The organism is Streptomyces sp. NPDC097595, from assembly GCF_044761525.1.
Lineage (GTDB): Bacteria > Actinomycetota > Actinomycetes > Streptomycetales > Streptomycetaceae > Streptomyces > Streptomyces drozdowiczii_A.
In genome coordinates, this window is sequence record NZ_JBIWCN010000002.1 from 26,425 (window position 1) to 51,721 (window position 25,297).

Here is a 25,297-nt window from a genome sequence, read left to right on the forward strand (position 1 = left end):
TCATGACCGAAGCAACGGATCTCGCCGAGCGGGCGGGCGACCGCGACCCCCGGGTGGGGCTGCGGTCGGTCGCCGCGCTGCGGCGGCTGCTGGAGCAACTGGAAGCCGTACAAGTCAGAAGCGCCCGCGCCAAGGGCTGGTCGTGGCAGGAGATCGCGGCCGAACTGGGCGTCAGCAGGCAGGCCGTGCACAAGAAGTACGGGAGGCATTGATGTTCGAGCGATTCACCAAGGACGCCCGCGCCACGGTGAGCGGCGCCGTGGAACACGCCGGGCGGACCGGAGCCGCCACGGTCACCGGAGAACATCTGCTGCTCGCCCTCCTCGACCAGGAAGGCGGCCGGGCCGCGTTCGCGCTCACCGCGCTGGGCCTCGTGGACCGCAGGGAGTCCGTGGACGCCGCGCTCGCCGAGGCCCGCAGGCGCGGCGGCATGAGCAGGGCCGACGCCGACGCCCTCGCGGACATCGGCATCGACCTGGGCGCCGTCGTCTCGCGCATCGAGGAGGCGCACGGCGAGGGGGCCCTACGGGTCGACGGCGGTCGCCGGCGCCGGGCGGGCCGCCCGGCCTTCTCCCGGGAGGCCAAGAAGATCCTGGAGAAGTCGCTGCGCGTGGCCCTCGGGCGCGGCGACCGGTTCATCGGCGGGGAACACCTCCTGCTGGCCCTCACCGCGACCCCCGGCCCGGTCGCCGACGTGCTCGCCGACCACGGGGCGACGTACGCCTCGGCCGAACGCGCGCTGTACGGCGACGGGGCCGGCGGCGCGGACGGCCACCGCAAGGCGGGCTGACCCGAGGGGCACGGGCGCCCCGGCGGGGGCGAGGCCGGCTGACCGGGGAGAGCGACGGGCAGACGGGTGCGGGGGCCGGGCGACCGGCCCCCGCACCTACTTCTCCCCGTCCCCCCGCAGCACCGCGCCCACATGCGCCGCCGCCGTCCCCAAGTGGCGGCGGACCTCCGCGAGCTGGGCCTCCGTCACCCCGTGGTCCCGCGCCGCATCGCGGATCTCGTCGCGGAAGCGGTCGAGCAGCCGGTCCAGATCGCGGGCCGGGTCGCCCGTGCCGCCCGCGTCCTGGCCCCACTCGGGGGCGGTCCCGGCGGCGTCCGGCTTGACGTACGGCCCCCAGCTCCCCGTACCGGCGAAGCCGCCCAGCCGGCCGGTGATCTCGGCCAGGCCCTCGCGGACCCCGGCCGGCCAGTCGCCCCGGGCGAAGTGCTCCTGGACCTGGCGGGCGGCCTGCTGCATCTGCTCGCGCGCCCGGTCCTGGGCCTCCTTCGCCTGGCGGCGGGCCTGCTGGGCGTCCTGGCGGGCGCGCCGGGACTCGTCCTTCGCGCGGCGGGCCTGCTCCTTCCACTCCTGCTTGGCCTTGCGCAGCTCGTCCTTGGCGTTACGCCACGTCTCGTGGTCACCGAAGTCACCGAGCCCGCCGAACGGCTCCCTGCCGCCCGAAGCGCCGCCCGAAGCTGTGCCCGGTGCGGCGCCCGGCGTGTGGCGCGACTCGTCGGCCGCCGCCCGCATCTCGCTGCGCAGCTTGCCCGCGGCCCCGCGCACGTCGTCGCGCATCTCGGCGGCCAGCTCGGAGACGGACTCGCGGATCTCCAGTTCCAGATCGGCCAGCTCGCCGGTGCGGTCGGCGAGTTCGGCGCGGCCGGCGTCGGTGATCGAGTAGACCTTGCGGCCGCCCTCCGTGGCGTGCGTGACGAGGCCCTCGGCCTCCAGCTTGGCCAGCCGGGGGTAGACCGTGCCGGCCGAGGGGGCGTACAGACCCTGGAAGCGCTCCTCCAGCAGGCGGATCACCTCGTAGCCGTGCCGGGGCGCCTCGTCCAGCAGCTTGAGGAGGTACAGCCGCAGGCGGCCGTGGGCGAATACGGGGGGCATGTCAGAGCACCTTTCCGGTCGGCTCGGCCTCGTACGGTTCCTCGTCGGCCGGCGGGCGGCGCAGGAGCGCGATCGACCCCGATACGGTCGTCGCCCTCAGGGTGCCGGTGCCGGAGCCCAGGGTGCCGGTGATCTTCTTCGCGCCCCACTGGCCGCTGACCCGCAGGTCCTCGAAGCCGTTGGAGACGGAACCGCTCGCGGTGTTCGCCTCCACCCGGGCGTCGGCGGGGTGCGGCAGCCGGATGGCGATCTCGCCGGAGACCGTGGTCAGCCGGATGTCCGTGGGCTTCCCGGTCGGGTCCAGGTCGAGCACCATGCCGCCGCTGACGGACTCCGCCTTCACGGAGGCGCCCGCGCCCTCGACGACCGTCAGCTCGCCGGAGACCGACTTGAAGCGCAGGTCGCCGGTGACGGACTGGGCCTCGATGCTGCCCGACACGGTCTCCGCGCCGACCGGCCCGGAGAGCTTGACGAGCGTGGTGTCACCGGTGACGCCGCGGACCTCCGTACGGCCCCGGACGCCGGAGACGAAGGCCCCGGCGCCGACCACGCCGACCTCCACCGAGGCGCCGGCCGGGACGGCGAGCGAGACGACCGCGGTGCGGCGCCACTCCTTGCGGTCGAACCACTTCAGCAGGTTCTGCCAGGCCAGGTCCTCGTACGCCACGGTCAGGACGCCGTCCTCCTGCGTCACGACCAGCGGCGGGCCCTCGATGGCGGAGACCTCCAGGCGCGCGGTCGGCTCGTCGGTGCCGACCACGTTGACCGTGCCGTTGACGACGCGCACCTTCAGCGCGGTCACGGGCTCCTCGAAGGCCAGTTTCCGAGGCTCGGCGACGGCCCACGTCGAGACAGGCATGGATCTGACCTCCCGGTAGCACTGGTGACGCAACATATCGCGTCTCTTGAAGAACACGATATATCGCGGCTTCGGGAAGTCAAGAAAAGGGACTGGAGTACGGATGGACGGGGTGCACAAAACCCCACAAGCAGGGGCAAGATGTCCTACGGTGTGAGGCATGGACGCGACCTCCCCCGTGGGTGCCCTGCTGCTGTGCCGGACCGTGCCGGACGCCGTGCGCCCGGTCGCGCAGCTGCTGCGCGAACCGCTGCTGCTCGCACCGGCCGGACCGGGCTGGAGCGTTCTCGTACCGGAGGGGGAGCCCTGGCAGGGCGGCCGCCGGGCCAGGGCCGGGGAGGGGGAGCGGGCCGAACCCGTCGACCGGGTGCTGGGCGGCTGGGCCACCGCGCTCGCCGTCGGCTCCACCTGGCCGGTGCTCGCGCTGTGGTGGGACGGCGACCGGGCCGGATACACGCTGGCCTCGGGCTTCCGCCGCCCCGTGGGCTACGTCTGGCTCGCGGACGGCACACCCGCCGGTGAGGACGAGGCCATGCGTACGTTCGCCGACCGGCTCGGGCTCGACCCCGTACTGGACGTGCAGTCGCTCGAAGCGCTCACCCGCCCCGACCCGGACGCCGACGCCCGGGCCCGGCTGCGCGGGCTGCTCGCCGTGCTCACCCGCACCGGCCTCGCGCTCCCGGCCGGGCTCGACGCGGGCGAGGACTGGGAGAACGCCGAACGCGTCGAGTGGCCCGGCTGGCGCGACGCGGTCCGGGTCGACCTGGGCGCGGTGGAGAGCAGCCGGCTCGGACCGTGGGTGCGGGGCCCGCGTGCGCGGGCGCTGGCGGGGGCCCAGCTCGCGGCCGGACTGCCGCTCGCCCTGTGGGGAGCGGCCCGGCGCAGCGGCGGCTGGGCCTTCGCAGGGGTGTTGCTGATGGCGCACGGGGCGCTGGGACTCGCGTACGACCGCGTACGCGAGGGCCGCCCCGGCGGGGAGTGACCCCTACTCGTCCTCGTCCTCGTCGTCGTCCAGACGGGCCAGCCAGGTCGCGAGGCGCTCGACCGGCACCTCGAAGTCGGGGTTGAGATCGACGAACGTACGAAGCTGCTCGGCGAGCCACTCGAAAGTGACCTCCTCCTCGCCTCGCCGCTTCTCCAGCTCCTCGATACCGCGGTCGGTGAAGTACATGGTTCAAGTCTAGAGGCGCCTTCACGCACCTCAGGCCGCCTCCTCGTCGATCCACCCCGCATCCGCCGACTACGGCCGTTAATGTGCGGGTAGTTGGCGAGCGGGGGGTGTCATGGGTGACAGTGGGTCCCGTATTACGCGCATTGAGCTGCCGGACGGTACGCCGGTCTGGGCCAGGATCTCCGGGGCCGAGGAGCTGACCGGGCCGGCGCCCGGCGGGGGGCCGACCTATACGGACACCGGGTTCGGGGACTTCGCGGACCAGGTGCAGGCCCGGGTCGAGAGTCTGCACTCCGTGGTGACCGGGGTCGCGCGCTCGCTGGCCGTGCCGTTGCGGGCGGTGCGGCCGGACGAGGTCAGCGTCGAGTTCGGCATCGAGCTCACCGCCAAGGCCGGGAAGATCGTCGGGCTGCTCGCGGACGGCGAGGCCAAGGGCGCCATCACGGTGACGCTGACCTGGAACGGCGGCGGGCCGCCCATCGACGCGCCCCCGCCCGCCCCCGTACCGGCGCAGACGGCCCCGCCGCCGGGCGCCGGCGCACCTCCCGGCTTCCCGCCCGCCGGGGCACCCCCCGGCGCACCGGCACACCCCGGCGGTGCGGACGACACCGACGGCGGCGGGGCATGACCTTCGGGGAACAGGGGGGCGCAGAGGGGGCCCTCGGCCCCGCTCAGGCCGCCCTCATGGACCTCGTCCAGGACGCCACCGTACGCATCCATCGCCCGCCGTCCGGGTATGCCCAGGACGAGCCGGAAGGGGACTTCCTGGGCAGCGGATTCTTCGTCGCACCCAGCTGGGTCCTCACGTGTGCGCACGTGGCGATGCGGGGGGAGGGGGGCATGGTGGGCGTGTGGTTCAAGGAGGACCGCTACAGCGCGGAACTGACCGAGGTGCCGGGCCGGGTCGTCGCCGCCCTGCCCGGCACCCGGCCCCCCGGCCCGGGCGGCTGGCCCGCCCCCGACCTCGCGCTCATCCAGCTCCAGCGCCCCGTCGAGCACCCCTGCGTGTACGTCACCGAGCGGTCCGAGGCGATGCTCCGCAGCCGCGAGGTCCGCTGTGTGGGCTGGGCGCCCGTCCAGGGCGGCGGACTCCGGAACCGCAGCGGTGTCTGCGTCGTCAAGGGCTCGTACGGGGGATCGGGCGAGGCCGAACAGGTCGTCAGGATCGACGGCGACTGGGTGGAGCTCGGCATGTCCGGCGGCCCGCTGGTCGACCTGGCCCGGGGCGAGGTCGTCGGCGTCATCAAGTCGCAGATCAACGGCCACCAGGGCGGCACCGCCGTCGGTGTCGAGCGGCTGCGCACCCTGGAGGTGCCGGCCGGTCCCGTCGAGACCGAGACCGACGACATATACCAGTCCGTCTTCCACGCCCACGACCGCTACCACGCCGACCGGCACACCAGCTCCGCCGGCGCCGAGCGGACCTGGACCGACGCGCAGAGCGAGCTGCCCGACCCGCCCGGCGGCATCCTCGGCCCCAAGCTGCGCGCCGAACTCCTCGGCCGGCTCGCCGAGCTGTCGCCCCCGGCCAGCACCCGTTCGCTGCTGACCCTGCTCGACCGGCTGCCGGGGGTGTACGCCCGCGATCACCGCCCGGCCCCGCGCGGCTGGCGCGACGGGCTCGGCGCGCTCTACGACGCCCGCGCCCGCGACCGCGAGGCCCGGTTCGAACTGATCGTCCGCTACTGCATGGGCGTCCTCGCGGCCGACCGCCCCTGCGGCCAGCTCTCCGTGCGCAACGCCAAGGCGCTCTGGGGCTGGGTCAAGCGCATCGCCGACACCGAACTCCCCCGCGACCTGCGCCGGCAGCTCGATATGGAGTGGGCCGCGATCCGGCTCCGCCTGGAACAGAACCGCCAGCGGGCCGCCCGCGCCCCGGCGGGCGAACCCGTCCTCTACGGCGAACGCGACTGCGTCGTGCTCCACGTGGACCTCCAGGGCTGGGCCCGCGACCAGTACGACTGGCGGGTCGCCGTGGACCGCCGGGCCGGGGAGGCGGAGCCCGTGGACGAGGACAGCCGCGGCGTCCCGCTCGGCACCGTGCCGGACCGGCTCGCCGCCGCGCTGACCGAGGCGTTCCGCCGGTGCGACGAACCGGACAGCCCCGCCATGCTCCAGGTCGTCGTCGCGCCCGCGCTCTTCGGCCTCCCGGTGGACGACTGGGTGCTGCCGCCGTCCGGGATGCGGCTCGGAGCCGTACGACCGGTGGTGCTGCGCAGCCCGTACCAGGGGGCGGCCGAGGAGCGGCCCGCCCGGTGGGACGCGGGTCTCGCGGCCGCGATCCGGGCCGAGGTGGTCGACTGTGAGGACGAATTGCGGGTATGTGTACCGGAGTCGGCGCGGCTGCGCACCCTGGCCCACGGGACCGTGCCGGTCCTGTGCCGCTACGGAAGCCTGCCGGACCCCGACGTGACGGCCGGGGTGCTGCGGCTGCTCGACAGCGGCTTCGGCGTGGCGCTGCTCCAGCGGCGCACGGCGGAGGGCGACACGGTCTGCAAGGAGTTCCACCGGCGCGTGGCCGAGGCGGTGTCGGACACCCGCACCCACGACCGGCTGCCGTGGAAGATCCACGAACTGAGACGCGGGGTGAGCGCGGGGCGGACGGAGACGTACTGGTCCGCCGGCGCCGCCCTCTACTACGACGATCCACACCGTCCGCTGCCGGGTTCCGACTTCCTGGAGGCGCCGTGAGCGACCACGCAAAGCGTCAGTCGTGTAAGCGAACTGGCCTTCCTCTTACGGGTGTTGGACCGGATCGATACGGTAGGGCACGTCCGACGCAGGCCGCCCCTGGCGGACGGGTGACAACGAGGGACACGCTATGAGTGAACCGAGCGAGTGGCTCATCTACCGGGGCATCGGCGAACCGCACGACGAGGTGCCCCAGCTGCCGCCCCCGCCGCCCTGGCGCGACTTCGCCGGAGGCCGCGGGCCCGCCGGGGCGGACGGCGGCGAGTCCGCCGACCGCAGGCTCGGCATCCCCGGGCGCGTCGCCGAGGAGCACCGGCCCGGCGCCGAGGAACTGGAGATGATCAACGCCGCGCTGTACCTGCGGCGCCCCCTGCTCGTCACCGGGGACCCGGGCGCCGGCAAGAGCACCCTGGCCCACTCCGTGGCGCGGGAGCTCGAACTCGGCAAGGTGCTGCGCTGGCCCGTGGTCAGCCGCACCACCCTCCAGGACGGCCTCTACCACTACGACGCCATCGCCAGGCTCCAGGACGTCCAGATCGCCTCGCACGCGGCGGCCGGCGGCGCCGCCGGGGCCGACGCGGCACAGAGCGTGGGCAGTTACATCCGGCTGGGGCCGCTCGGCACCGCGCTGCTGCCCTCGGACCGGCCGCGCGTCCTGCTCATCGACGAGTTGGACAAGAGCGACATCGACCTGCCCAACGACCTGCTGAACGTCCTGGAGGAGGGCGAGTTCGCCATCCCCGAACTGGAGCGGATCGCCGACCGGCTGCCCGACGGCGAGGCGGACGTGCTCGACCACGACGGCAACAAGGTCCGCATCAAGGGCGGCCGGGTGCAGTGCCGGGCCTTCCCCTTCGTCGTGCTCACCAGCAACGGCGAACGGGACTTCCCGGCCCCGCTGATGCGCCGCTGCATCCACCTGGAACTCGGCCGCCCCGACCACAAGCGCCTCGCCTCCTTCGTCAAGGCCCACCTCGGCGAGGAGGCCGCCCGAGCCAGCGACGACCTGATCGCCCACTTCCTGGAACGGTCCCGCACCGAACTCCTCGCCACCGACCAGCTGCTGAACGCCATATACCTCACGCACGCCGCGTCACCGGCGGGCCGCGACCGGCTCGCCGACCTGCTCATCCAGCGACTCGACCGGCCGAGGTGAGGCTCTGATGTCCGGTGCGGCGGACAGGACCGACGGCGGCGGTGCCCCGGAACCCCACGACGGCGGCCTACTGCCCGAACTGGTCGCGCGGCTGCGCGGCGCCGGGCTCGACCCGGACGTCGAACAGCTCTGCGACGCCCTCTGGCTGGCCCGGTGGACCCGGAGCACGCCCGCGCCCGAGGACGAAGGCGCCCCGGACCCCGCGCACCGCCCCGGCCACCGCCCCTCCGAGGAGCGCCCCGACCCCCGCCGCACCGCGACCCCGGACGTCCGCACCCCGGACGAGGACCGGGACGCCCGGCGCGAGGAGACGCCCGCACCGGGCGACGGCGAGCGGATCTCCCTGCACCCCGTCCCCGGCCGCACACGGCCCGGCGACCCGGACGCCGCACCGGACCCGGCGGACATCCGGCCCGGCGCGGACGCCCACGCCACCGTGCTGCCCCTCGGCGTGCCCGCCGCGCCCGTGCTGCCCGCCCCCCTCGAACTGACCCGCGCACTGCGCCCGTTGCAGCGCTACCGCCCCGCCTCCGCGCCGCTGCGCCGGGTCCTGGACGAGACGGCGACCGCCGAACGCAGCGCCCGTGCCGGGGGCATGGTCATGCCCGTCTTCCGGGGGGTCCGGCGCGGCGACGCCGTCGTGCAGTGCGTGCTGGACGCCTCCTCGTCGATGCTGGTCTGGGACCGGCTGTTCGAGGAGCTCCAGCAGATCTTCGCCCGGATCGGCGCGTTCCGGGACGTGCAGATGCGCTACCTGCACCCCGGTCCCGACGGCGGCTGCACGGTCAGCCGCAGCCCCGACCCCACCGCAGCCCCGCTGCACTCGGCGGACCGGCTCAGCGACCCCACCGGCCGCCGGGTGACCGTCGTGGTCAGCGACTGCGCGGGCCCCCTCTGGCGCACCGGGCACGCCCACCGGCTGCTGCACCAGCTCGCCAGGATCGCCCCCGTCGCCGTGCTCCAGCCGCTGCCGCAGCGCATGTGGAACCGGACCCGGCTGCCGGTCACCTTCGGCTCGCTCACCCGGGGCGAGGGCCCGGCCGGGGCCACCCTCCTCAAGGTCACCGGCGACGCCGGAACGGGCCCCGCCCACCCCGGCGCCCTCGCCGTCCCCGTGCTGCCGCCGGTCGCGGACGCGCTCGCCGCCTGGGCCCGGCTGCTCTCCGGCACCGGCGCGGCCTCGGTGCCGGGCGCGGTCGGATGGGTCCGGGCCGACCAGCCGGCGGCCCCGGCCCGCCGTCCGGGCGACACGCTGTCCTCGCTGCAACTGGTCAGCCGGTTCCGCTCGACGGCCTCCCCGGCGGCCGGACAGCTCGCCGTCTACCTCGCCGCGGCCCCCCTCTACCTCCCCGTCATGCAGCTCGTCCAGCGCACGATGCTGCCCCACTCCGGACCCTCCGAACTCGCCGAGGTCCTGCTGAGCGGACTCCTCAAGCGGCAGGAGGGCGGCACCGGACGCGGACAGTGGTACGTCTTCGAGCCCGACGTCCAGGAAGCACTGCTCGGGCCCCTCGGCCGCGACGAGGCCCTGCTCGTACTCAAGCACTGTTCGCAATACATAGAGCAGCGGTTCGGCAAGGGCGGGCCCAACTTCCCGGCCCTGGCCTACGCCCAGCTCGGCGACGGCACCACCCGCGACGCCGCGCACGGCACCCCCTGGCCCCTCCCCGGCACGGACCCCGCGTCCCGGGCCGCCGGCGGGGACACGGAGGACGCCGACGACAGTGAGGAGAACGACGGGAACGGGGGGAACGAGAGACCCGGGGGTCCGCGCGTCCCCCACGCCTTTGCCGAAGTCGCAGCCCGCGTACTGGAGCGATTCATGCCCGTACCGCCACGATTCGTCACCCGGGAGCCCAAGACTCCCGGCAACCCCCAGGCCGCCGGCCTCGCCGTGCGCCGCGCGCGGGAACTCGTGCGCCACTTCGAGACCGACAAGATGGTGCAGCGCCTGATCGACGCCGTCCAGCTGCTCAGGGGCGCCGCCGAGCACGGCCCGGCCCCCGCCGACGACACCGAGCTCTGGGCGGAGTACGCGCGCTGCGTGCTGCGCCTGTGGGAGGTCCAGGGCGGCGCCGACCTCCTCGAAGAGGCCGAACGCGCTGCCGAACGGGCCGCCGCCCGCCCCGGCGCCGTACGGGAGCGCGCGGTGCTCGCCAAGGTCCTCCACGCGGCCGCCGACGACCGGCGCAGGCGCGGCGACCGGCGCGGCGCGCTGGAGCTCCTGCGGCGCGCCGACCGCGAGTACACCGCGGCCTGCGCCAGCCCCGGCCTGGAGCCCGGCGAGGCACTGCGCCTCACCCTGGAACGGGTCCGGGCCCTGGAGGCGCAGTGGCGGCTCGACGGCGACACCGCGCTGCTCCAGAGCGCCTGCGGGATGCTGGAGGCCTTCGCCGACGCCTGGCCCGACCAGGAGAACCGCCCCGCCGTCCTGCCCCTCCAGCACGGCCGCACCCTCCTGAAGCTGGCCCGCGCCACCCAGGACGGCGAACAGTCCCGCGAGTACGCCCGCCAGTCGGCCCGGTCGCTGCGCACGGCGTTCGCCCAGAGCGCCGGGCAGACCATGGGCACCGAGGTCCGCATCGTCCTGGACCTGGTCGACGCGCTGCTCGCCTCGGGCGCCGAGCCGGAGGAGGCCGCCACTCTCACCGCCCAGTCGCTGGAGACCGTACGCGACCAGCGCCAGCGCGCCCAGCTCCAGACCCGGGCCGGACGCGTCCGGGTCGCCCGCTACGAACACACCGGCGACCCCGCAGAACTCGTCGCCGCCACCGAGTGGTTCGCCCGCGCGGCCCGGGGCATCCCCCGCGACTCCCGCGCCCACACCGACCTGCTCGCCGAATGGGGCGCCACCCTGCTGCGCCGCGCCGAACTCCCGGACGGCCGCGCCCACATCGGTGCGGCGGTCCGGGTGCTGCGCGACTGCCGCTCCGAGATGCCGGCCGGCGGCGCCCAGCAGTCCGAGCGCCTGCTGATGCTGGGCCGCGCCCTGATGCTGCGCCACCGCGCCACGGCGGACCGGGTCGACCTGCGGGAGGCCGAGTACCTCTTCAAGCTGGCGGCCGAGGAGGCAACCGCCCCGCTCACCGCCGCCCGCTGCTGGCTGGAGCTGGGCCGGGCCCTCCTCCAGGCGGCCGGCATCCTCGACCGCCCGGCCCGCCGCGACGAGGCGGCGGAGGCGTTCCGGTCGGCCGCCGACGCGGCCGGCGAGGCGCAAACGGAGCAGGAAAGTCCACAACATCTCCAGGAAGCAGTGGAGTTGGCCGCTACAGCCAACCACTGGCGGGGTATGACGTACGAGAGGGCAGGCCGCCCCCGGGCCGCGCGCGACGCGTACCGGGCGGCCCGCCAGGAGTGGCGCAAACTGCCGGACAACGGCGGCGCGGCGGGTGAGGCGACCGCCGAGCGGCTGGCGGAGCTGGAGCGGTGAGAGCGGCGCGCTCGACGGCGAGCGCGCCCGGGCCCCGGCGCACACGCAAGGCAGAGGACGACAGGGCAGGTCAGGGATGCGGGACCGGCGGGACATGCTCAAGGGCGAGCGGGTCACCGGCCGGCCCGGTGCTGCGGTACGGGGAGGCGTGATGAGCGAGTCGACACGGTACGAGGGAACGGGCACGGCCGGCGCGGGAGAACTGCCGGACCTGCTGGGCCTGGACCTGGCGGCCCTGCGCACGATGGACCACCCGGTGCTGTCCGAGGTGGTGGCGGATCTGCGCGGGCGGGCGGAGCAGCCGAAGGAGATGCTCTGGGGGTTCACCAACGCGTTCTGAGCCATGGCCGTGCCGGTGGGGCCGGCGCTCGATTCCGGCCCGTGGTGCACCCGATTGAGACATCATCGCCCGGGTGCTGCCTGGCCCTGTCCCTCACCGGGAACACTCGCCCCGGGCCGGTACGGGGACGCCCCGGCCGGCGTACAGCACGGGGGTGCGTGAGTGGCTGGACGGACGACACCGCGGGGGCGGCACACGGGCGCCCCGGGCGCCGAGCCCGTGCCCTTCGGGCAGTTCATCGTGAAGGTGCACGGCCGCTGCAACCTGGCCTGCCGCTACTGCTACCTGTACGAGGGCCCCGACCGCACCTGGCGCGACCGCCCGTCCGCCGCGTCGCCCGCCGTCCTCGACCGCACCGCCGCCCGCATCGCCGAGCACGCCGCGGCCCACGGGCTGGAGAGCGTCGCCCTCGTCCTGCACGGCGGCGAACCCCTGCTCGCCGGACCGGGCAGGCTGGCGGCGCTCGCCGACGCGGTGCGCGAACGGGTGCCGGCCGGGTGCTCCGTACGCACCACCGTGCAGACCAACGCCACGCTGCTCACGGACGCCGGCATCGACACGCTCGCCCGGCACGGCATCCGCGTCGGCATCAGCCTCGACGGCGGGCTCGCCGCGCACAACACCCTGCGCACCGACCACGCGGGCCGCCCCTCCTGGCCCGCCGCATCGCGGGGCGCCCGGCTCCTCGCCGACCGCCACCCCGAGGCGTACGCGGGCATCCTCACCGTCGTGGACCCGCGCACCGACCCGGTGGAGATGTACGAGTCACTGCTCGCCCTGCGCCCTCCGGCCCTGGACCTCCTGCTCCCGCACGGCAACTGGTCCAGCCCGCCGCCCGGCCTTTCCGCCGCTCCCGGCCCGGGGCGCCCCACCCCGTACGGCGACTGGCTGTGCACGGTCTTCGACCGCTGGTGGGGGGCGCCCCGGCGGGAGACCCGGATCCGGCTGTTCGAGGAGTGCTTCGCGCTGCTCCTCGGGCTGCCCGCCGCGACCGAATCCCTCGGTCTGGACCCGCTCGACGCGGTCGTGGTCGAGACGGACGGCTCCATCGAGCAGGTCGACTCGCTCAAGTCCGCGTACGACGGCGCGGCCGCCACCGGCCTCGACGTCTTCCACCACACCTTCGACGAGGCGCTGCGCCACCCGGGCGTGGCCGCCCGCCAGGCGGGGGCCGGCGCGCTCGCCGACGCCTGCCGCGCCTGCCCGCTGCTGACCGTGTGCGGGGGCGGCCACTACGCACACCGCTACCGCGCAGACAACGGCTTCCGGAACCCCTCCGTCTACTGCGCCGACCTCGAACGGCTGATCCGCCACCTCGCGGACCGGCTCGCCGAAGCAACCGCTGGAGACCCCCCATGAGTTCTGCCGTCCCCGACCACGTCCTGCGCGCACTCGGCCGCACCGAGGGCGACGCCGCGTCGCTGGGCCTGCTCGTCCGCGACCAGGACACCCGCCGCCTCGTCCTCCTGCGCGCGGTGCTCGACGCGGCGGAGGCCGCCCCGGCCACCGTCTGCCCGCCACCGCTGCTGGACCGGCTCCGGGAGGACTGGGCCCTCCTCGAAGCCGCCGAACACGCGGACCGGGGGGCGGTGCGAAGCGTTCTGTTCCACCCGTTGGTGGGGCCGTGGGCCGGGCGGCTGCTGGGCGGGCTCACCTCGGGGGCGCCGGGCGGGCCGGACCTGCTGGCCGACCTGGCCCACCTGACGGCCCTGGCGGCCGTGGCGGGCGTGCGGGCGGGGGTCGGGTTCCGGGTGCGGATCGGTCCCCGGGGCGGACGCCTGTCGCTGCCCACGCTGGGAGCCGTGCGCGCGGACACCGGACCGGTCGAACTCCACGGCCGCGAAGGGGAGCTGTCGGTACGGCCGGCCGACGGCGCGCCCTTCACCGTCCGGGTCCAGCGGGACGGGGCCACGAGCTCGGCGGACCCGCGCTGGGTGCCCCTGGTCATGCTGCCCGCCGTGGTGCCGGGGGCGGAACCCGTGGTGCTGGACGACCTCGACCCGTACCGGACGCGGGGCGGCGGAGCCGAGACCCACGGCCTTGGGGACGCCGCCCAGATCGACGACTGGGAGCGCAAGGCGTGGGTCGAGTCCTGGTCCGGGGTCGAGCCGCTGCTGCGCCTGGGCGGCGAGCACCGGCTCACCGAGGCGTCCGTCCTGCTGCGCTGCATGGTCCCGCTCGGGCCGCCGCCCGGCTCGGGGCCCACCGGCCGCAGCGCGGCGCATTGCAGCGGCACCCGGCGTGAGGCGTTCGGCGCGGTCCTCAGCAGCAAACCCGCCACCGCCGCGTACTTCGCCTCCACCCTCGTGCACGAGCTCCAGCACACCAAGCTCGCCGCCCTCTGCGCCCTCGTCCCGCTGCACCACGAGGACGCGGCACCCCGGCACTTCGCGCCCTGGCGCCCCGACCCCCGGCCCTTCGACGGGCTGCTCCAGGGCGCCTATTCGCACCTCGCGCTCGCCGACTACTGGCAGCGGTTCGCGCTGTGGGCCGGGCGCGTGACGCACCGGGATCTGGCCTGGGCCGAGCACGCGCGCTGCCGGCAGCAGGTCGGGGCCGTACTGCCGGTACTGGCCGGCTCGGCTGCGCTCACGCCCGAAGGGCGGACGGTCGTCAACGAGATGATCTCGGTCTACCACCGTCTGGAGGATTCGCCGCCTCCCTCGGGGCACGTCGCCCGCGCGGAGGCGTATGTGACCACCGCCAAAGTGATATGGCAGCAGAGGAACGGCTCGCGAAGGCAGTGAACATCGCCCGGATTCCAGTCGGAGCGACCATGCTCCGGGGTATGTTGAGAAGGCTCGTATCGAGGCAGGGAGACGGTTGAATGCCCGGAACGCGTAAGCCAGTTGGAGTAACCGGGGCGAACACCGTCACGATCAGTTTCGCCGGTTTCAACCGCGCCTGGGCGGCGTGGATCGCGGACCGTCTGGAGCGGCGTGGTGTGGAGGTCGTCCAGCAGCGGTGGGACCCGCCGGTCTCGATCCCGCTGGAGGAGTCGCTGCGGGACCTGACGCTCGCACGCGGCCGCGTCCTGGTGATCCTCAGCGACTGGTACTTCCAGCTCGGCCCCCGCAGCCACGAGGAGTGGAACCGGGCCCTGCGCTCCGAAGTCGCCCCCGATCCAGACCGGTTCGCGGCTGTATGCGTCACCACGTCCGCCCTGCCCGGAGCCACCTCCGCACTGGGTGCCGCCGACCTCACCAACGTCGGCGCCGAGGAGGCGGAGCGACGGCTCCTCGTCCGGCTGGGGCTGCCCACCGACCCGCTGCCCGACGGCACCCCCACAGGCCCGCGCTTCCCGTCCGACACCCCGCAGGTGTGGGGCGGGGTGCCGCGCCGCAACATCCGCTTCACCGGACGCGAGCAACTGCTCTCCGACGCCTACCGGGCGCTCCAGGAATCCGGACCGGGCGCCGGCGTCGTGACCCTGCACGGCATGTCCGGCGTCGGCAAGACCCAGCTGGCGGCGGAGTACGTCTACCGCTTCGGCTCCGAGTACGACGTGGTGTGGTGGGTGCAGGCCGACCGGCGCGCCCTCTACCGCCAGAAGCTCGCCGAACTCGCCCCGGAACTGGGCCTGTCCACCGGTCCCGAGTACGGCGAGCGGCTCCGCGCCGTCCGCGACTCGCTGCGCCGGGGCGACCCGCACTCCCACTGGCTGCTGATCCTGGACGGCGCCGACGAACCGGACCAGATCTGGGACCTGGTACCCACCGGACCGGGGCATGTGCTCATCACCTCCCGCAACCCGGAGTGGAGCGAGCACAACAGCAACCTCGTCGAGGTGCCCGTCTACCGGCGCGACGAGTCCGTGGCCTTCATCCGCCGCCGCGCCCCCCGCCTGACCCCGGCCGAGGCCGACCAGCTGGCCGAGGCCCTCGAAGACCTGCCGCTGCTCCTCGACCAGACCGCGGGCTGGCTCAACGACTCGGACCTGTCCGTGGAGGAGTACATCGAACTCCTCGAAGGCGGCATCGACCAGGACGTCGTCAAGGTCTCCGCCGACTTCCCCCTCGCCTTCCAGACCGCCTGGTCGATACTGCTGAACAAGCTCCGGGACACCGTCCCCGAGTCCGTCGACCTGCTGCGCCTGTGCAGCTTCTTCGCGCCCGGCTCCATCCCCGTAAAGCTTCTGAAGGACATGCCACCGGGGGACCTGCCGGAACAGGTCGCCGGGCTGATGAACGACCCCCTGCTGTGGAACAAGGCGATCAACCAGCTCCGTCAGTACTCCGTGGTCCGGCTGGAATCCCACGAGTCGGGGGTCGACGCGGCCTCCGCCGGTGAATCCATCTACATGCACCGCATGGTCCACCAGATCGTCGGCCACGACATGCCGGAGGAGAACCGCCAGGAGTTCATCGACGTCGTCCGGCGCGCCCTCGCGGCGGCGGACCCGGGCCGCCCCAACGACACCCGCCTGTGGCCCGCGTACGCCGAGATCACCCCGCACCTCAAGTGGGCCGACGTACTGAAGAGCACCGATCCCGCAGTCCAGACTCTCGTCCTCAACTGCCTGCGCTACATGTATGTGTCGGGGGAATACCGGGCCGGCATCAAGCTGGGCGAGCGCGCGCTGGCCGCCTGGCGGGAGCTGTTCGGCGAGGACCACCCGAGGATCTGGGAGCTCAGCTACCACCACGCCAATCTGCTCAGGTCCGTCGGTGACTATGCGGCCACCGAGGCCATCGAACGCGCGGCGGTGGAGCATCTGCGCACCGAGCGCGGGACCCATGACCTCGAACACCTGCGAGCCGCCACCGGACTGGCCGCCGACCTGCGTGGCCTCGGGCGGTACGACGAGGCGCTGGCGATCTCGGACTCGGTGCTGGCCGAATACCAGGAACTGCTGGGGGACCAGGATTCGCGCACCCTCGATGCGCAGAACAACCTGGCCGTGACGTTGCGGCTGCTGGGCAGGTACAAGGAGTGCCTCGAACTCGACGGGAGAACGCTTGAAGCCCGTCGTCAATTCCTGCGTCAGCGCCACCAGTGGACCCTCTACTCCGAGATCAACTACTCCACCGACCTGAGGCTTCTCGGTCGTTACAAGGAGGCGTTCTCCCTTCAGAACCAGAGCGCCGACGTCCACCGGCGAATCCTGGGGCCGGACAACCCGCAGACCCTGCGCGCCGAGCACAACCTCGCGCTGTGCCACTACCGCAACGGCGAACGCGCCCAGGCGGCGGAGCTGTTCAGCCGCGTCCTTGAGCGGTGTGAGCGCGCTCTGGGTGAGAGCGACCCGCTCACGATGATGTTCGCCACCAGCCAGAGTTTCTTCGCGCGTGAAGACGGCGCCATCGACCAGGCCAGGGCCATAAGCGAGAAGGTCGTCCAGGGTTACGTGGACATGCTCGGTGAGGAACATCCGTACGTGGCGGGCACCCGCGGCAACCACGCCCTGATCCTCCGCAGCGTCGGCGAGCGCCAGCAGGCGTACCACCTGATGGAGGAAGCGCTCGACGGCATGGAGCGGGCCGTCGGCGCTCACCACCCCTGGACGCTGGGCTGCGCCATCAACGCCTCGGCCACCCGCAATCTGATCGGTGACGTGGACGCGGCCGTGGCCCTGACGGACTCCGTGGTCACGCGCGCCATCGAGGTCCTGGGACGCACCCACCCCCTGACGCTTTCCGCCCGCATCGCCCACGCCGCCGACCTGCGCGGAATCCGGGACAGGCAGCGGGCGGACAAGGTCGAGACGGAGGCGCTGGACGACCTGGTGGCGACGCTTGGCATGAAGCACGTGCACACCGTGTCGGCGCGCTCCAGGAACCGGCCGTACTGGGACTTCGAGCCCCAGATGATCTGACGGCATGGCGTTGTTGATGCCCTATCAGTAACCTTGTTCTACAAGGCAGTTGGGCGACTGGGGGCATCAATGGCGGTAGTAGTGGGATCACCCGCACCGGGCGAGGACGCCCCCATCCCGGTGGTCGTGGACGCGGAGGCGTTCGCCGCCACCGGGCTGTCCGTCACCGACGCGGACTCCCTCTACGGGAGCGAGGAGACCCGGGACAACGCCGGCCGCCGGGCGCTCGGCGCGGCGCAGGATCTCTACGGGGACGGCCTCGACCTCGCCCGGCGCTGCGCCTCCCAGGCGATGCGCAGGCTGGGCGACCTCGGGGACGGGCTGCGGCCCGACGAGGTCGAGCTCCAGGTCGGCATCACCTTCGAGGCGGGGATGGCCGCCGTGGTCAAGGCAGGGGCGGAGGCACAGATCCAGGTCACCTTCCGCTGGCAGCCCGGACGCGAGGAGCGGGTGTCCACGGCGGTGGCGCCCTCGTGAGCGAGGCGGCGGCCGAGGCGTTACCGGCGCCGATCCTCCCGTACAGCCGCATCGTCGGGCAGGACGAGCTGAAGCTGGCCCTGGAGCTGAACTTCATCGCGCCGGCCATCGGCGGCGTCCTCATCGCCGGCCGGCGCGGCACCGCCAAGTCCACCGTGGTGCGGGCCTTCGCGCTGATGACCGGTGGCCGCCTGCCCGTCACCCTGCCGATCAACGCGACCGACGACCGGGTGCTCGGCGGCTGGGAGCTGGACGCCCTGATGCACGGGGAGGCGCGACGGCAGCCCGGCCTCCTGGAGGAGGCGCACCACAAGGGCCTGCTGTACGTGGACGAGGTCAACCTCCTGGACGACCACATCGTCAACATCATCCTCGACGTCGTCTCCACCGGGGTCCTGTCCGTGCAGCGCGAGGGCATCGACACCGAGGCCCATGTCTCGTTCGGGCTCGTCGGCACGATGAACCCCGAGGAGGGTAGCCTGCGGGCCCAACTGCTGGACCGGTTCGGGCTGATGGTGACGGCAGCCGACCTGGACATCGAGGAGCGGCACCGGATGATCACCACCGTGCTCGCCTTCGAGGAGGAACGCCTCGTCGCGGACTCCGCCTGGTTGCGGGAGGCCGAGGAGGACAACAAGCGCCTGCGGGACGGCCTGCTCGACGCCCGGAAACGGCTGGCGGCGGTCCGGCTGGATCCGGACATCAGCAGGCTCTGCGCCGAGGCCGCCGCCCGCACCGGCGCCGTCGGCCAGCGGGGCGACCTGCTGGTGGCCAAGGCGGCCCGCGCGCTCGCCGCACGGGACGGCGCCCGGGCCGTGGAGCGTGCCCACGTACGCCGGGTGGTGCCGCTCGCCCTGCGCCACCGCAGGCCCGATTCGGTGCACGGACCCGAGCCGGTCTGGGGGCCTGAAGAGGAATCCAGGCTGGACGAGCTCTTCGGCTGACATGGGGACACCGGTGCGACCGACAGGGGACCAGGGGGACGACCGGGACCTCCGGCGCCTGCTCACCGTGCTCGTCTCCGCCGCGCTGGAACCCTCGCTCGCCGGCGTCCTGCTCTTCGACCTCCCGCCCGAGCACCTGCCCGCCGTCTCCCGGACGTTCGCCCACCTGCTCGGCCGCTCGCCCGGCCGCCCCGCGCCCCGGACCGTGCTGGACTCCGCCACGGTGGACGAGGACCTGTGGATACGCCCCCGAGTGCGCCGGGGCACGGAAGGCATCGGGTTCACCTTCGGCCCCGGGCCGCTGGCCGAGCCGGACGGCGGCCCCCGGCTCGTCGTCGTCCCCGACCTCGCCCGGCTCAGCGTCCCCGGCCTGCGCGCCGCCGTCCAGCTGCTCGGCTCGGACACCGCGACCCTGGAGCACTCCGGCATCCGGCACCACTGGCGGCCCCGCGCCCGGTGGCTGGCGTGCTGCCGGTCCGAGGACGCCGCGCTCCTCTCCCCGCACCTCCTGGACCGCTTCGCCCTGCGCCTCGCCGCCCCGGCCCTGCGCCCGCACCCCGGCCCCGACCCGCTCGGCCCGCTCCCCGCCGACTGGGCGACGGCCCTCGCCCCGGACACCCCCCGGCCCCGCGTCACGCTCACCGACGAGGCCGCCTCCGCCGTGCTGGACCTCCTGGACGAGCAGGAGGGCGGCGGCGGCAACCGGCGCGCGCTCGCCCTGGCCCGCATCGCCCGCGCCCTGGCCCGGCTGGACGGCCCGGCGGACGCGGCGGAAACCCCGCACGGCACCCCGCAGGACGGCCTGCCCGCCACCCCCCTCCCCGTCACCCCCGCCCACGTCGACCGCGCCGCCCGGCTCATCCGGCTCCGCACCCCGCACCGTCCGGAAGCGCGGCCGGAGCACGCCCTGGACCGGGAGCTGCCCGAGCCGCCGGGTGCGGGCCGCCCGCTGCCGCGACCGGAGTTGCCGCGCGGCGCGGAGCAGGAGGCCGAAGCGGGTGTCCCCGTGCACGGACCGGAATCCGCGCAGCCGCTCGGCCCGGCGGCGGCCCCCGGGGAACCGCCACCGGCCGCCGACCTCCCCTACCCGGAGGACGCGGCCGGCCCGGGGCGCGGCGAGGCCACGCTGCGGGTGCCGGCCCGGCGCGATACGGGGGCGCGCGCCTCCCGGGGGCCGGTCATCGGGGTGCGGCGCGCCCGCGACCTGTGGGATCTGGCCCCGGTCCGCACCGCGATGGAGGCCGCGAAGTACCGGGCCGTCCGCGGCGGTACGGGGGGCCCGCTGGTGATCGCCCCGGCGGACCTGCGCGGCTATGTCCGGGCCCCGGAACCCGTACGGATGCTGACCGTCGTCCTCGACCACACCTGCCGGGGCGGCTGGGACTGGTACCCGGCCCTCGAACCGTTCCTGCGCTGGGCGTACGTCACCCGGGCCTCCGTCCATGTGGTCGAGGTCGGCGCCGGCGGCGAGCCGGACGAGCTCCGGGCGCGCGCGTTCACCGCCCGCTCCACCCGGGACCCGCGCATCGCCGCCGCGCTGGCCCGGCACCCCGGACGGGCCACCCCGCTCGCCCACGGGCTCGACCTGGCCGGGCAGGCGCTGCGCCGGGCGTTCCGGCACCACAGCGCCGGACTGGTCGAAGCGCTCCTGGTCGTCGCCACCGACGGCCGGGGCAACGTTCCGCTCGCCGTGAGCCGCAGCGGCCGGCCGGTCCACGGCCCGGTGCGCCGTACCGGCGTGGACGACGCCGTGGCCGTGGCGGCGCACATCCGCGCCCTGGGCCGCAGCCGCCTCCGCAGCGTCGTCGTGGACCCCGGCCGGCCCCCGTACACCCGCCTCCCGGCCGCCCTGGCCGAGGCCCTGGGCGGCGGGGTCGTCGCAGGGGCCGGCGAGGAGGCCGCCCCCGGCACCCCGGACCGGGGGGCGCGCCATGGCTGACGGCCGGCTCCGGCAGATCCGGAGCATGGTCGCCTCCGCCGCCCAGGCGCTGCCCGGCCAGCGCCCGCCGGTACCCGGCCCCCCGGAGCCACGCGGCCTGGGCGCCGCGCCCGTGGACGCCGCCCGCCCGCCGGACACGGCGTACGCCCGCATCCGGGTCGCGCGCCACCACACCGGGGCCGGCGCCCCCGACGCGTTCGGGATCGAGGCGTGGTGCGCGGGCGTGGACCGCCTCCCGTACACCACGGGACCCGACCAGCTCCGGCCCGGGGACATCGGATTCGGCCACGCGCGCCGGGGCGGCATCCCGCCTTCCGAGCTCTTCCGGTCCATCCGGCGCTGGTCGACGTACCAGCACCGGCTGACGGACTGGATCAACCGGTGCCGGCGGGTCCACGGCGACGCCCTCCAGATCGTCGTCCTGGACCAGACCGGCTTCGAACTGCCCTGGGAGGCACTGGACCTGCCCCCGGAACCGGGCGCCGGGCTGCGCGGCGGGCCGCTCGGCGCGCTCGTGGACGTGGCGCGCTGGCTGGACGACTTCCCGGACCGGGCGGTCGCCCCCGACGGCCGGGTCCTCAGCTTCTTCCACGCCGACATGACCCGCGACCAGGAGTTCTTCGACCCGTACGAACACCGCCCGCACTTCGGCATCGAGAGCTTCCTGAACAACCTGGACGACCTCGCCGAGCAGCGCACCGGCCTGGTGTACATGGGCTGCCACGGCACCTTCGACCAGGAACTCAGCAAGCTCACCCTGGGCGGCGGCACCTGGGCCGACTACCACGACCTCGACATGCGGCTCCTGGGCCGCGACGACTCCCTGGTCTGTCTCAACGCCTGCCACTCCGGGCGCTTCCTCGACTACGGCGGCGACGGCAGGCAGTATCTGCGCGGGTTCACCCAGATCTTCCTGCGCAACGGCGCGGGCGGTTGCATCGTCTCGGCGGGCGCGGTCGGCGACCCCGAGGCCCGGGTGATGATCCGCCGCATCGTCGACACCGTGGCCGAGGACTCCGGCCGGCCCGTCGCCGGTGCGCTCCGGGCCTTCCGCGCGGAGGTCTACGACACCTTCCTCGCGGGCGGCGGGGTCCCGATGATGGTCACGGACGACGGCACCTTCGACAGGGACCGGCAGCAGAACGTGCTGCGCCTGCTGTACAGCCTGATGTTCCAGTACTACGGGCATCCGCTCAGCACCCTGCGCCTCACCGCCCGCCACCGCGGCGCCCCCGTACCGACCGAGGCGGGTGGGCGGCCGTGACCCCCGACGAACGCCCACTGCTGATCGAGCCCGTCGTGGGCTGGCTCCCCGAGGTGGAACCGGGCCTCGTCCAGTGCGTCAGCGTCGACCTGCGCGGCCCGCTCGACGCCCACGGGGACACGGACGGCGACGCCTGGCCGTACGAGGAGGAGGAGCTGACGTTCAGCGTCGCCCTGGAAGGCGCGCCGCACTTCGTCTGCGAGGCGATCGAGGACCCCGGTCTCGTCCTGCACCGCTTCGGCGGTACGTACGGACCTGCGACGTTCCTCGTCACCGCGGGACCCTCGGCCGGTCCCGGGGTGCTGCGGCTGACCATCTTCAACCAGTGGGGCGCCTCGGTCCGCAAGGCCGAACTGCCCTGCGCCATCACGGAGTCGGCCCGGCCCGGCGCGGTGGTACGGGGCGTGACCGCGCCCCGCCCGGGCCCGCCCGCCCCGCGCCCCGACGCGAGCGTCACCATCAGCTCCGCCGGATACGACCGGGCCTGGGCGGCATGGATCGGGGACCGTCTTGAGCGGCGCGGGGTGCGGGTGGTCCACCGGGACTGGGACCCGGCGCCGGAAACGCCGTTGGAGGAGGCCCTCGGGGACCTCGCCCGCGCCCCGGGCCGCGTCCTGCTGCTGCTCAGCGACCCCTACTTCCAGTGGGGCACCCGCAGCCACGACGACTGGAACCAGGCCCTCCGCGACGTCGTCGCCCATGCCCCGGACCGGTTCGCCGCGGTGACCCTCACGGAATCCGCGCCGCCCGGCGCCGCCTCGGCCCTGGGCGCGGCGGACCTCACCCGGGTCGGCGCGGACACGGCCGAGTCACGACTGCTCCGGCGGCTGGGACTGCCCACGGGCCCCCTTCCCCACGGGTCCACGGAGTCGACGGGGCCCCGCTTCCCGTTGGAGCCGCCCGCTGTATGGAGCGGCGTCCCCCGTCGCAACACCCGCTTCACCGGCCGCGACGCGTCGCTGATGGCCGTGTACGACATGCTCCACGCCGCCGGGGCACGGCACGGCCGGGTCGTCCTGCACGGCATGTCCGGGATCGGCAAGACACAGCTCGCGGCGGAGTACGCACACCTCTTCGGCGCCGAATACGACGTAGTGTGGTGGGTGCCGGCCGAACGGCGCGCCTCCTTCCGGCAGCAACTCGCCGGCCTCGCCCCGGAGCTGGGGCTCTCCACCGGTGCCGAGTACGGCGAACGCCTGCGCGCCGTACGGGACGCGCTGCGTCGCGGCGAGCCGTACGCGCGCTGGCTGCTCGTCCTGGACGGCGCGGACGAGCCCGAGCAGATCCAGGACCTCGTGCCCACCGGACCCGGCCATGTCCTGATCACCTCCCGCAACCCCGAGTGGACCGAGCACGGCTGCACCGCCCTCGACGTCCCCCCGTACACGACACAGGAGTCGGTCGCCTTCGTACGCCGACGAGCCCCGCGTCTCACCAAGGAGGAGGCCGCCCGGCTGGCCGGGGCCCTGGACGGTCTTCCGCTCCTGCTCGACCAGGCGGCGGGCTGGTTGAGCGAGGCCGCCATGCCGGTCGACGAGTACATCCGACTGCTCGACGAAGGCGCCGGCCAGGACGTCGTCAGGGTCTCGGCCGACTTCCCGCTCGCCTTCCGGACCGCCTGGTCGATCCTGCTGAACCGGCTCCGCGAGACCGCCCCGGAAGCTGTGGAACTGCTGCACCTCTGCTGCTTCTTCGCACCCGGCGCCGTCCCCGTACAGCTGCTCAGGGCCGTACCGCCGGAGGCGCTGCCCGAGGGGCTCGCCCGGCTGGTGCGCGATCCGGCGCTGTGGAACAGCGCGATCCGCCACCTGCGCGCGTTCTCCGTGATCCGCGTGGAGTCCCGGGGGACCGACGAGTCGGTCCACCTGCACCGCATGGTCCACCAGATCATCCGCAAGGACATCCCGGAGCGCGAGCGGTGGGCGCTCGCCGAGGGGGCCTCCCGGGCGCTCGCCGCCGCCGACCCGGACGACCCCTCGGACCCGCGCCACTGGCCCGCGTACGCCGCACTCACCACCCACCTCGAATGGGCGGAGGTCCTGGAGAGCACGGACCCACAGGTGCGCCGGCTGGTCCTCAACTGCCTGCGCTACATGTATCTCTCCGGCGAGTACGGCAGCGGCATCCGGTTCGCCGAGGCGGCGACGGGCTCCTGGGAGAGCGCGCTCGGCCCCGCCGACCCCCGGACCTGGGCCCTGCGCCACCACTACGCCAATCTGCTGCGGGCCCTCGGCGACTACCGCAACAGCGAGCGGGTCGAGCGCGCCACCGCGGACTTCCTGGCGGCCGAGCGCGGCGAACTGGACCTGGACCACCTGCGGGCCGCCGGCGGACTCGCCGCCGATCTGCGCGGGCTCGGCCGGTACCAGGAGGCGGCGGAGCTGTCCGCGTCGATCCTGGAGCGCGACCGCCGGATCCTCGGCCCGGAGGACCCGCGCACCCTCAACGCGGAGAACAACCTCGCCGTCTCCCTGCGGCTCCTCGGGCGGTACGGGGACGCCCTCGCCCTGGACGAGCGCTGCCTGGAACTCCGGCGGGCGGTGCTGTCGCCGGACGCGCCGGCGGCGCTGTACTCGGAGATCAACCTCGCCATGGACCTGCGGCTCCTCGGCCGGTACCGGGAGGCGGAACACGCGCTGCGGGAAACGGTCGACCACCATCTCCGGGTGCTCGGGGGCAACGCCCCGCAGACCCTGCGCGGCCGGTACCACCTGGCGCTCTGCCAGTACGCGACCAGGGGCGCCCCGGCCGTGCTCGCGGACCTGGACCGCATCCGGCGGGACGCCCTGCGCACCCTGGGCGAGTACACCCCGCTCACCCTCCTGATCAGCACCGGCACCGCCTCCGTGCGACGCGAGGCGGGCGACCCCCGCGAGGCCCTGGACCTCCACGAGCAGGTGGTGGCCGGCTACCGCAGCATGCTGGGCGACGAACACCCGTACACCATCGGGACGCGGGGGAACCTGGGGCTGATGCGGTGGACGGCCGGCGACCGGGACCGGGGGGCCGAGGGCATCGAGCGGGCCGTCGTCCGGATGGCGCGGGCCGTCGGCGACGACCACCCCTGGGCGATCGGCTGGGCGCTGAACGCGGCGCTGGTGCGGCCCGCCGACCGGCGGCTGCCGGGGCGTACGAACAGCGCCCGGGCCGACGCGGTGCTGGGGCCCCTCCACCCGCTGGCCATGGCCTGCCGTGAGGTGGTCACCGCCGGTCCGACAGACACGCCTCCCCGGTTCTGGCCCTTCGAACCGCTCGTCACCTGAGCCGTCACGGCCGAGGGGCCCGCCTCGCGCGTGTGCGCGGGACGGGCCCCTCGGGCGTAAGGCTGTCGG

Annotated in this window: 19 protein-coding genes; 16 read left to right on the forward strand and 3 right to left on the reverse strand. The window is 74.5% G+C overall.

Annotated features, from left to right (window positions below; translation table 11 throughout):
- Window positions 1-2: 2 nt before the first annotated feature.
- Together ACIQZN_RS02775 and ACIQZN_RS02780 are read left to right on the forward strand one after the other, a co-directional pair.
- Window positions 3-212 carry a helix-turn-helix domain-containing protein gene (locus ACIQZN_RS02775; protein WP_018102716.1) on the forward strand — a complete coding sequence of 70 codons (210 nt, stop codon included), beginning with the start codon at window positions 3-5 and terminating at the stop codon, window positions 210-212.
- The gene (locus ACIQZN_RS02780; RefSeq protein ID WP_403987489.1) at window positions 212-790 is read left to right on the forward strand and encodes a Clp protease N-terminal domain-containing protein; all 579 of its coding nucleotides are present in this window, start codon (window positions 212-214) and stop codon (window positions 788-790) included. Before ACIQZN_RS02775 ends, ACIQZN_RS02780 begins: the two co-directional genes overlap by 1 nt.
- Before the next feature lie 96 nt (window positions 791-886).
- Here ACIQZN_RS02780 and ACIQZN_RS02785 read toward each other — a convergent pair whose 3' ends face one another.
- Entirely contained in the window at window positions 887-1,879 is a 993-nt protein-coding gene (locus ACIQZN_RS02785) for a helix-turn-helix transcriptional regulator (RefSeq protein ID WP_403987492.1), read from the reverse strand.
- Window position 1,880: 1 nt separating this feature from the next.
- Window positions 1,881-2,738 (reverse strand): DUF4097 family beta strand repeat-containing protein, encoded by an 858-nt coding sequence (locus tag ACIQZN_RS02790; RefSeq protein ID WP_403987495.1) that lies wholly within the window; start codon window positions 2,736-2,738, stop codon window positions 1,881-1,883.
- Window positions 2,739-2,898: 160 nt separating this feature from the next.
- Between ACIQZN_RS02790 and ACIQZN_RS02795 the strand changes: the two genes are divergently transcribed.
- Window positions 2,899-3,720, forward strand: coding sequence for a hypothetical protein (locus ACIQZN_RS02795; RefSeq protein ID WP_403987498.1), 822 nt, complete (start codon window positions 2,899-2,901; stop codon window positions 3,718-3,720).
- Between the two features lie 3 nt (window positions 3,721-3,723).
- Here ACIQZN_RS02795 and ACIQZN_RS02800 read toward each other — a convergent pair whose 3' ends face one another.
- Complete coding sequence (locus ACIQZN_RS02800) at window positions 3,724-3,909, reverse strand: DUF6104 family protein (RefSeq protein ID WP_018102711.1); 186 nt, start codon at window positions 3,907-3,909, stop codon at window positions 3,724-3,726.
- 112 nt (window positions 3,910-4,021) lie between these two features.
- On the opposite strand from ACIQZN_RS02800, the gene ACIQZN_RS02805 reads away from it, so the two are divergent.
- The 13 genes from ACIQZN_RS02805 to fxsT (ACIQZN_RS02865) all read left to right on the forward strand — a co-directional run bounded on the left by ACIQZN_RS02805 (window position 4,022) and on the right by fxsT (ACIQZN_RS02865) (window position 25,228).
- Window positions 4,022-4,537, forward strand: a complete 516-nt coding sequence (locus tag ACIQZN_RS02805) for a CU044_2847 family protein (protein WP_403987501.1) — start codon at window positions 4,022-4,024, stop codon at window positions 4,535-4,537.
- Window positions 4,534-6,600 carry a trypsin-like peptidase domain-containing protein gene (locus ACIQZN_RS02810; RefSeq protein ID WP_403987504.1) on the forward strand — a complete coding sequence of 689 codons (2,067 nt, stop codon included), beginning with the start codon at window positions 4,534-4,536 and terminating at the stop codon, window positions 6,598-6,600. The genes ACIQZN_RS02805 and ACIQZN_RS02810 overlap by 4 nt, the downstream gene beginning before the upstream one ends.
- Window positions 6,601-6,730: 130 nt before the next feature.
- On the forward strand, window positions 6,731-7,756 hold the full coding sequence (locus ACIQZN_RS02815; RefSeq protein WP_403987507.1) for an AAA family ATPase: 1,026 nt from the start codon (window positions 6,731-6,733) through the stop codon (window positions 7,754-7,756).
- 7 nt (window positions 7,757-7,763) lie between these two features.
- Window positions 7,764-11,186: an SAV_2336 N-terminal domain-related protein gene (locus ACIQZN_RS02820; protein WP_403987510.1), complete on the forward strand. Its 3,423-nt coding sequence runs from the start codon at window positions 7,764-7,766 to the stop codon at window positions 11,184-11,186.
- Window positions 11,187-11,337: 151 nt separating this feature from the next.
- Window positions 11,338-11,526, forward strand: coding sequence for an FxSxx-COOH cyclophane-containing RiPP peptide (fxsA, locus tag ACIQZN_RS02825; RefSeq protein ID WP_403987513.1), 189 nt, complete (start codon window positions 11,338-11,340; stop codon window positions 11,524-11,526).
- A gap of 162 nt (window positions 11,527-11,688) precedes the next feature.
- Window positions 11,689-12,885, forward strand: a complete 1,197-nt coding sequence (locus ACIQZN_RS02830; protein WP_403987516.1) for an FxsB family cyclophane-forming radical SAM/SPASM peptide maturase — start codon at window positions 11,689-11,691, stop codon at window positions 12,883-12,885.
- Window positions 12,882-14,273 carry an HEXXH motif domain-containing protein gene (locus ACIQZN_RS02835; protein WP_403987519.1) on the forward strand — a complete coding sequence of 464 codons (1,392 nt, stop codon included), beginning with the start codon at window positions 12,882-12,884 and terminating at the stop codon, window positions 14,271-14,273. Before ACIQZN_RS02830 ends, ACIQZN_RS02835 begins: the two co-directional genes overlap by 4 nt.
- A gap of 80 nt (window positions 14,274-14,353) precedes the next feature.
- Window positions 14,354-17,341, forward strand: a complete 2,988-nt coding sequence (gene fxsT, locus ACIQZN_RS02840) for an FxSxx-COOH system tetratricopeptide repeat protein (RefSeq protein WP_403987522.1) — start codon at window positions 14,354-14,356, stop codon at window positions 17,339-17,341.
- A gap of 81 nt (window positions 17,342-17,422) precedes the next feature.
- Window positions 17,423-17,818, forward strand: coding sequence for a CU044_2847 family protein (locus ACIQZN_RS02845; protein ID WP_403987525.1), 396 nt, complete (start codon window positions 17,423-17,425; stop codon window positions 17,816-17,818).
- Window positions 17,815-18,762, forward strand: a complete 948-nt coding sequence (locus tag ACIQZN_RS02850) for an AAA family ATPase (protein WP_403987528.1) — start codon at window positions 17,815-17,817, stop codon at window positions 18,760-18,762. Before ACIQZN_RS02845 ends, ACIQZN_RS02850 begins: the two co-directional genes overlap by 4 nt.
- A gap of 13 nt (window positions 18,763-18,775) precedes the next feature.
- Complete coding sequence (locus tag ACIQZN_RS02855; protein ID WP_403987531.1) at window positions 18,776-20,701, forward strand: hypothetical protein; 1,926 nt, start codon at window positions 18,776-18,778, stop codon at window positions 20,699-20,701.
- Complete coding sequence (locus ACIQZN_RS02860) at window positions 20,694-21,965, forward strand: CHAT domain-containing protein (protein ID WP_403987534.1); 1,272 nt, start codon at window positions 20,694-20,696, stop codon at window positions 21,963-21,965. Before ACIQZN_RS02855 ends, ACIQZN_RS02860 begins: the two co-directional genes overlap by 8 nt.
- Window positions 21,962-25,228: an FxSxx-COOH system tetratricopeptide repeat protein gene (gene fxsT / locus ACIQZN_RS02865; RefSeq protein WP_403987537.1), complete on the forward strand. Its 3,267-nt coding sequence runs from the start codon at window positions 21,962-21,964 to the stop codon at window positions 25,226-25,228. The genes ACIQZN_RS02860 and fxsT (ACIQZN_RS02865) overlap by 4 nt, the downstream gene beginning before the upstream one ends.
- The last annotated feature ends 69 nt before the right edge of the window (window positions 25,229-25,297 follow it).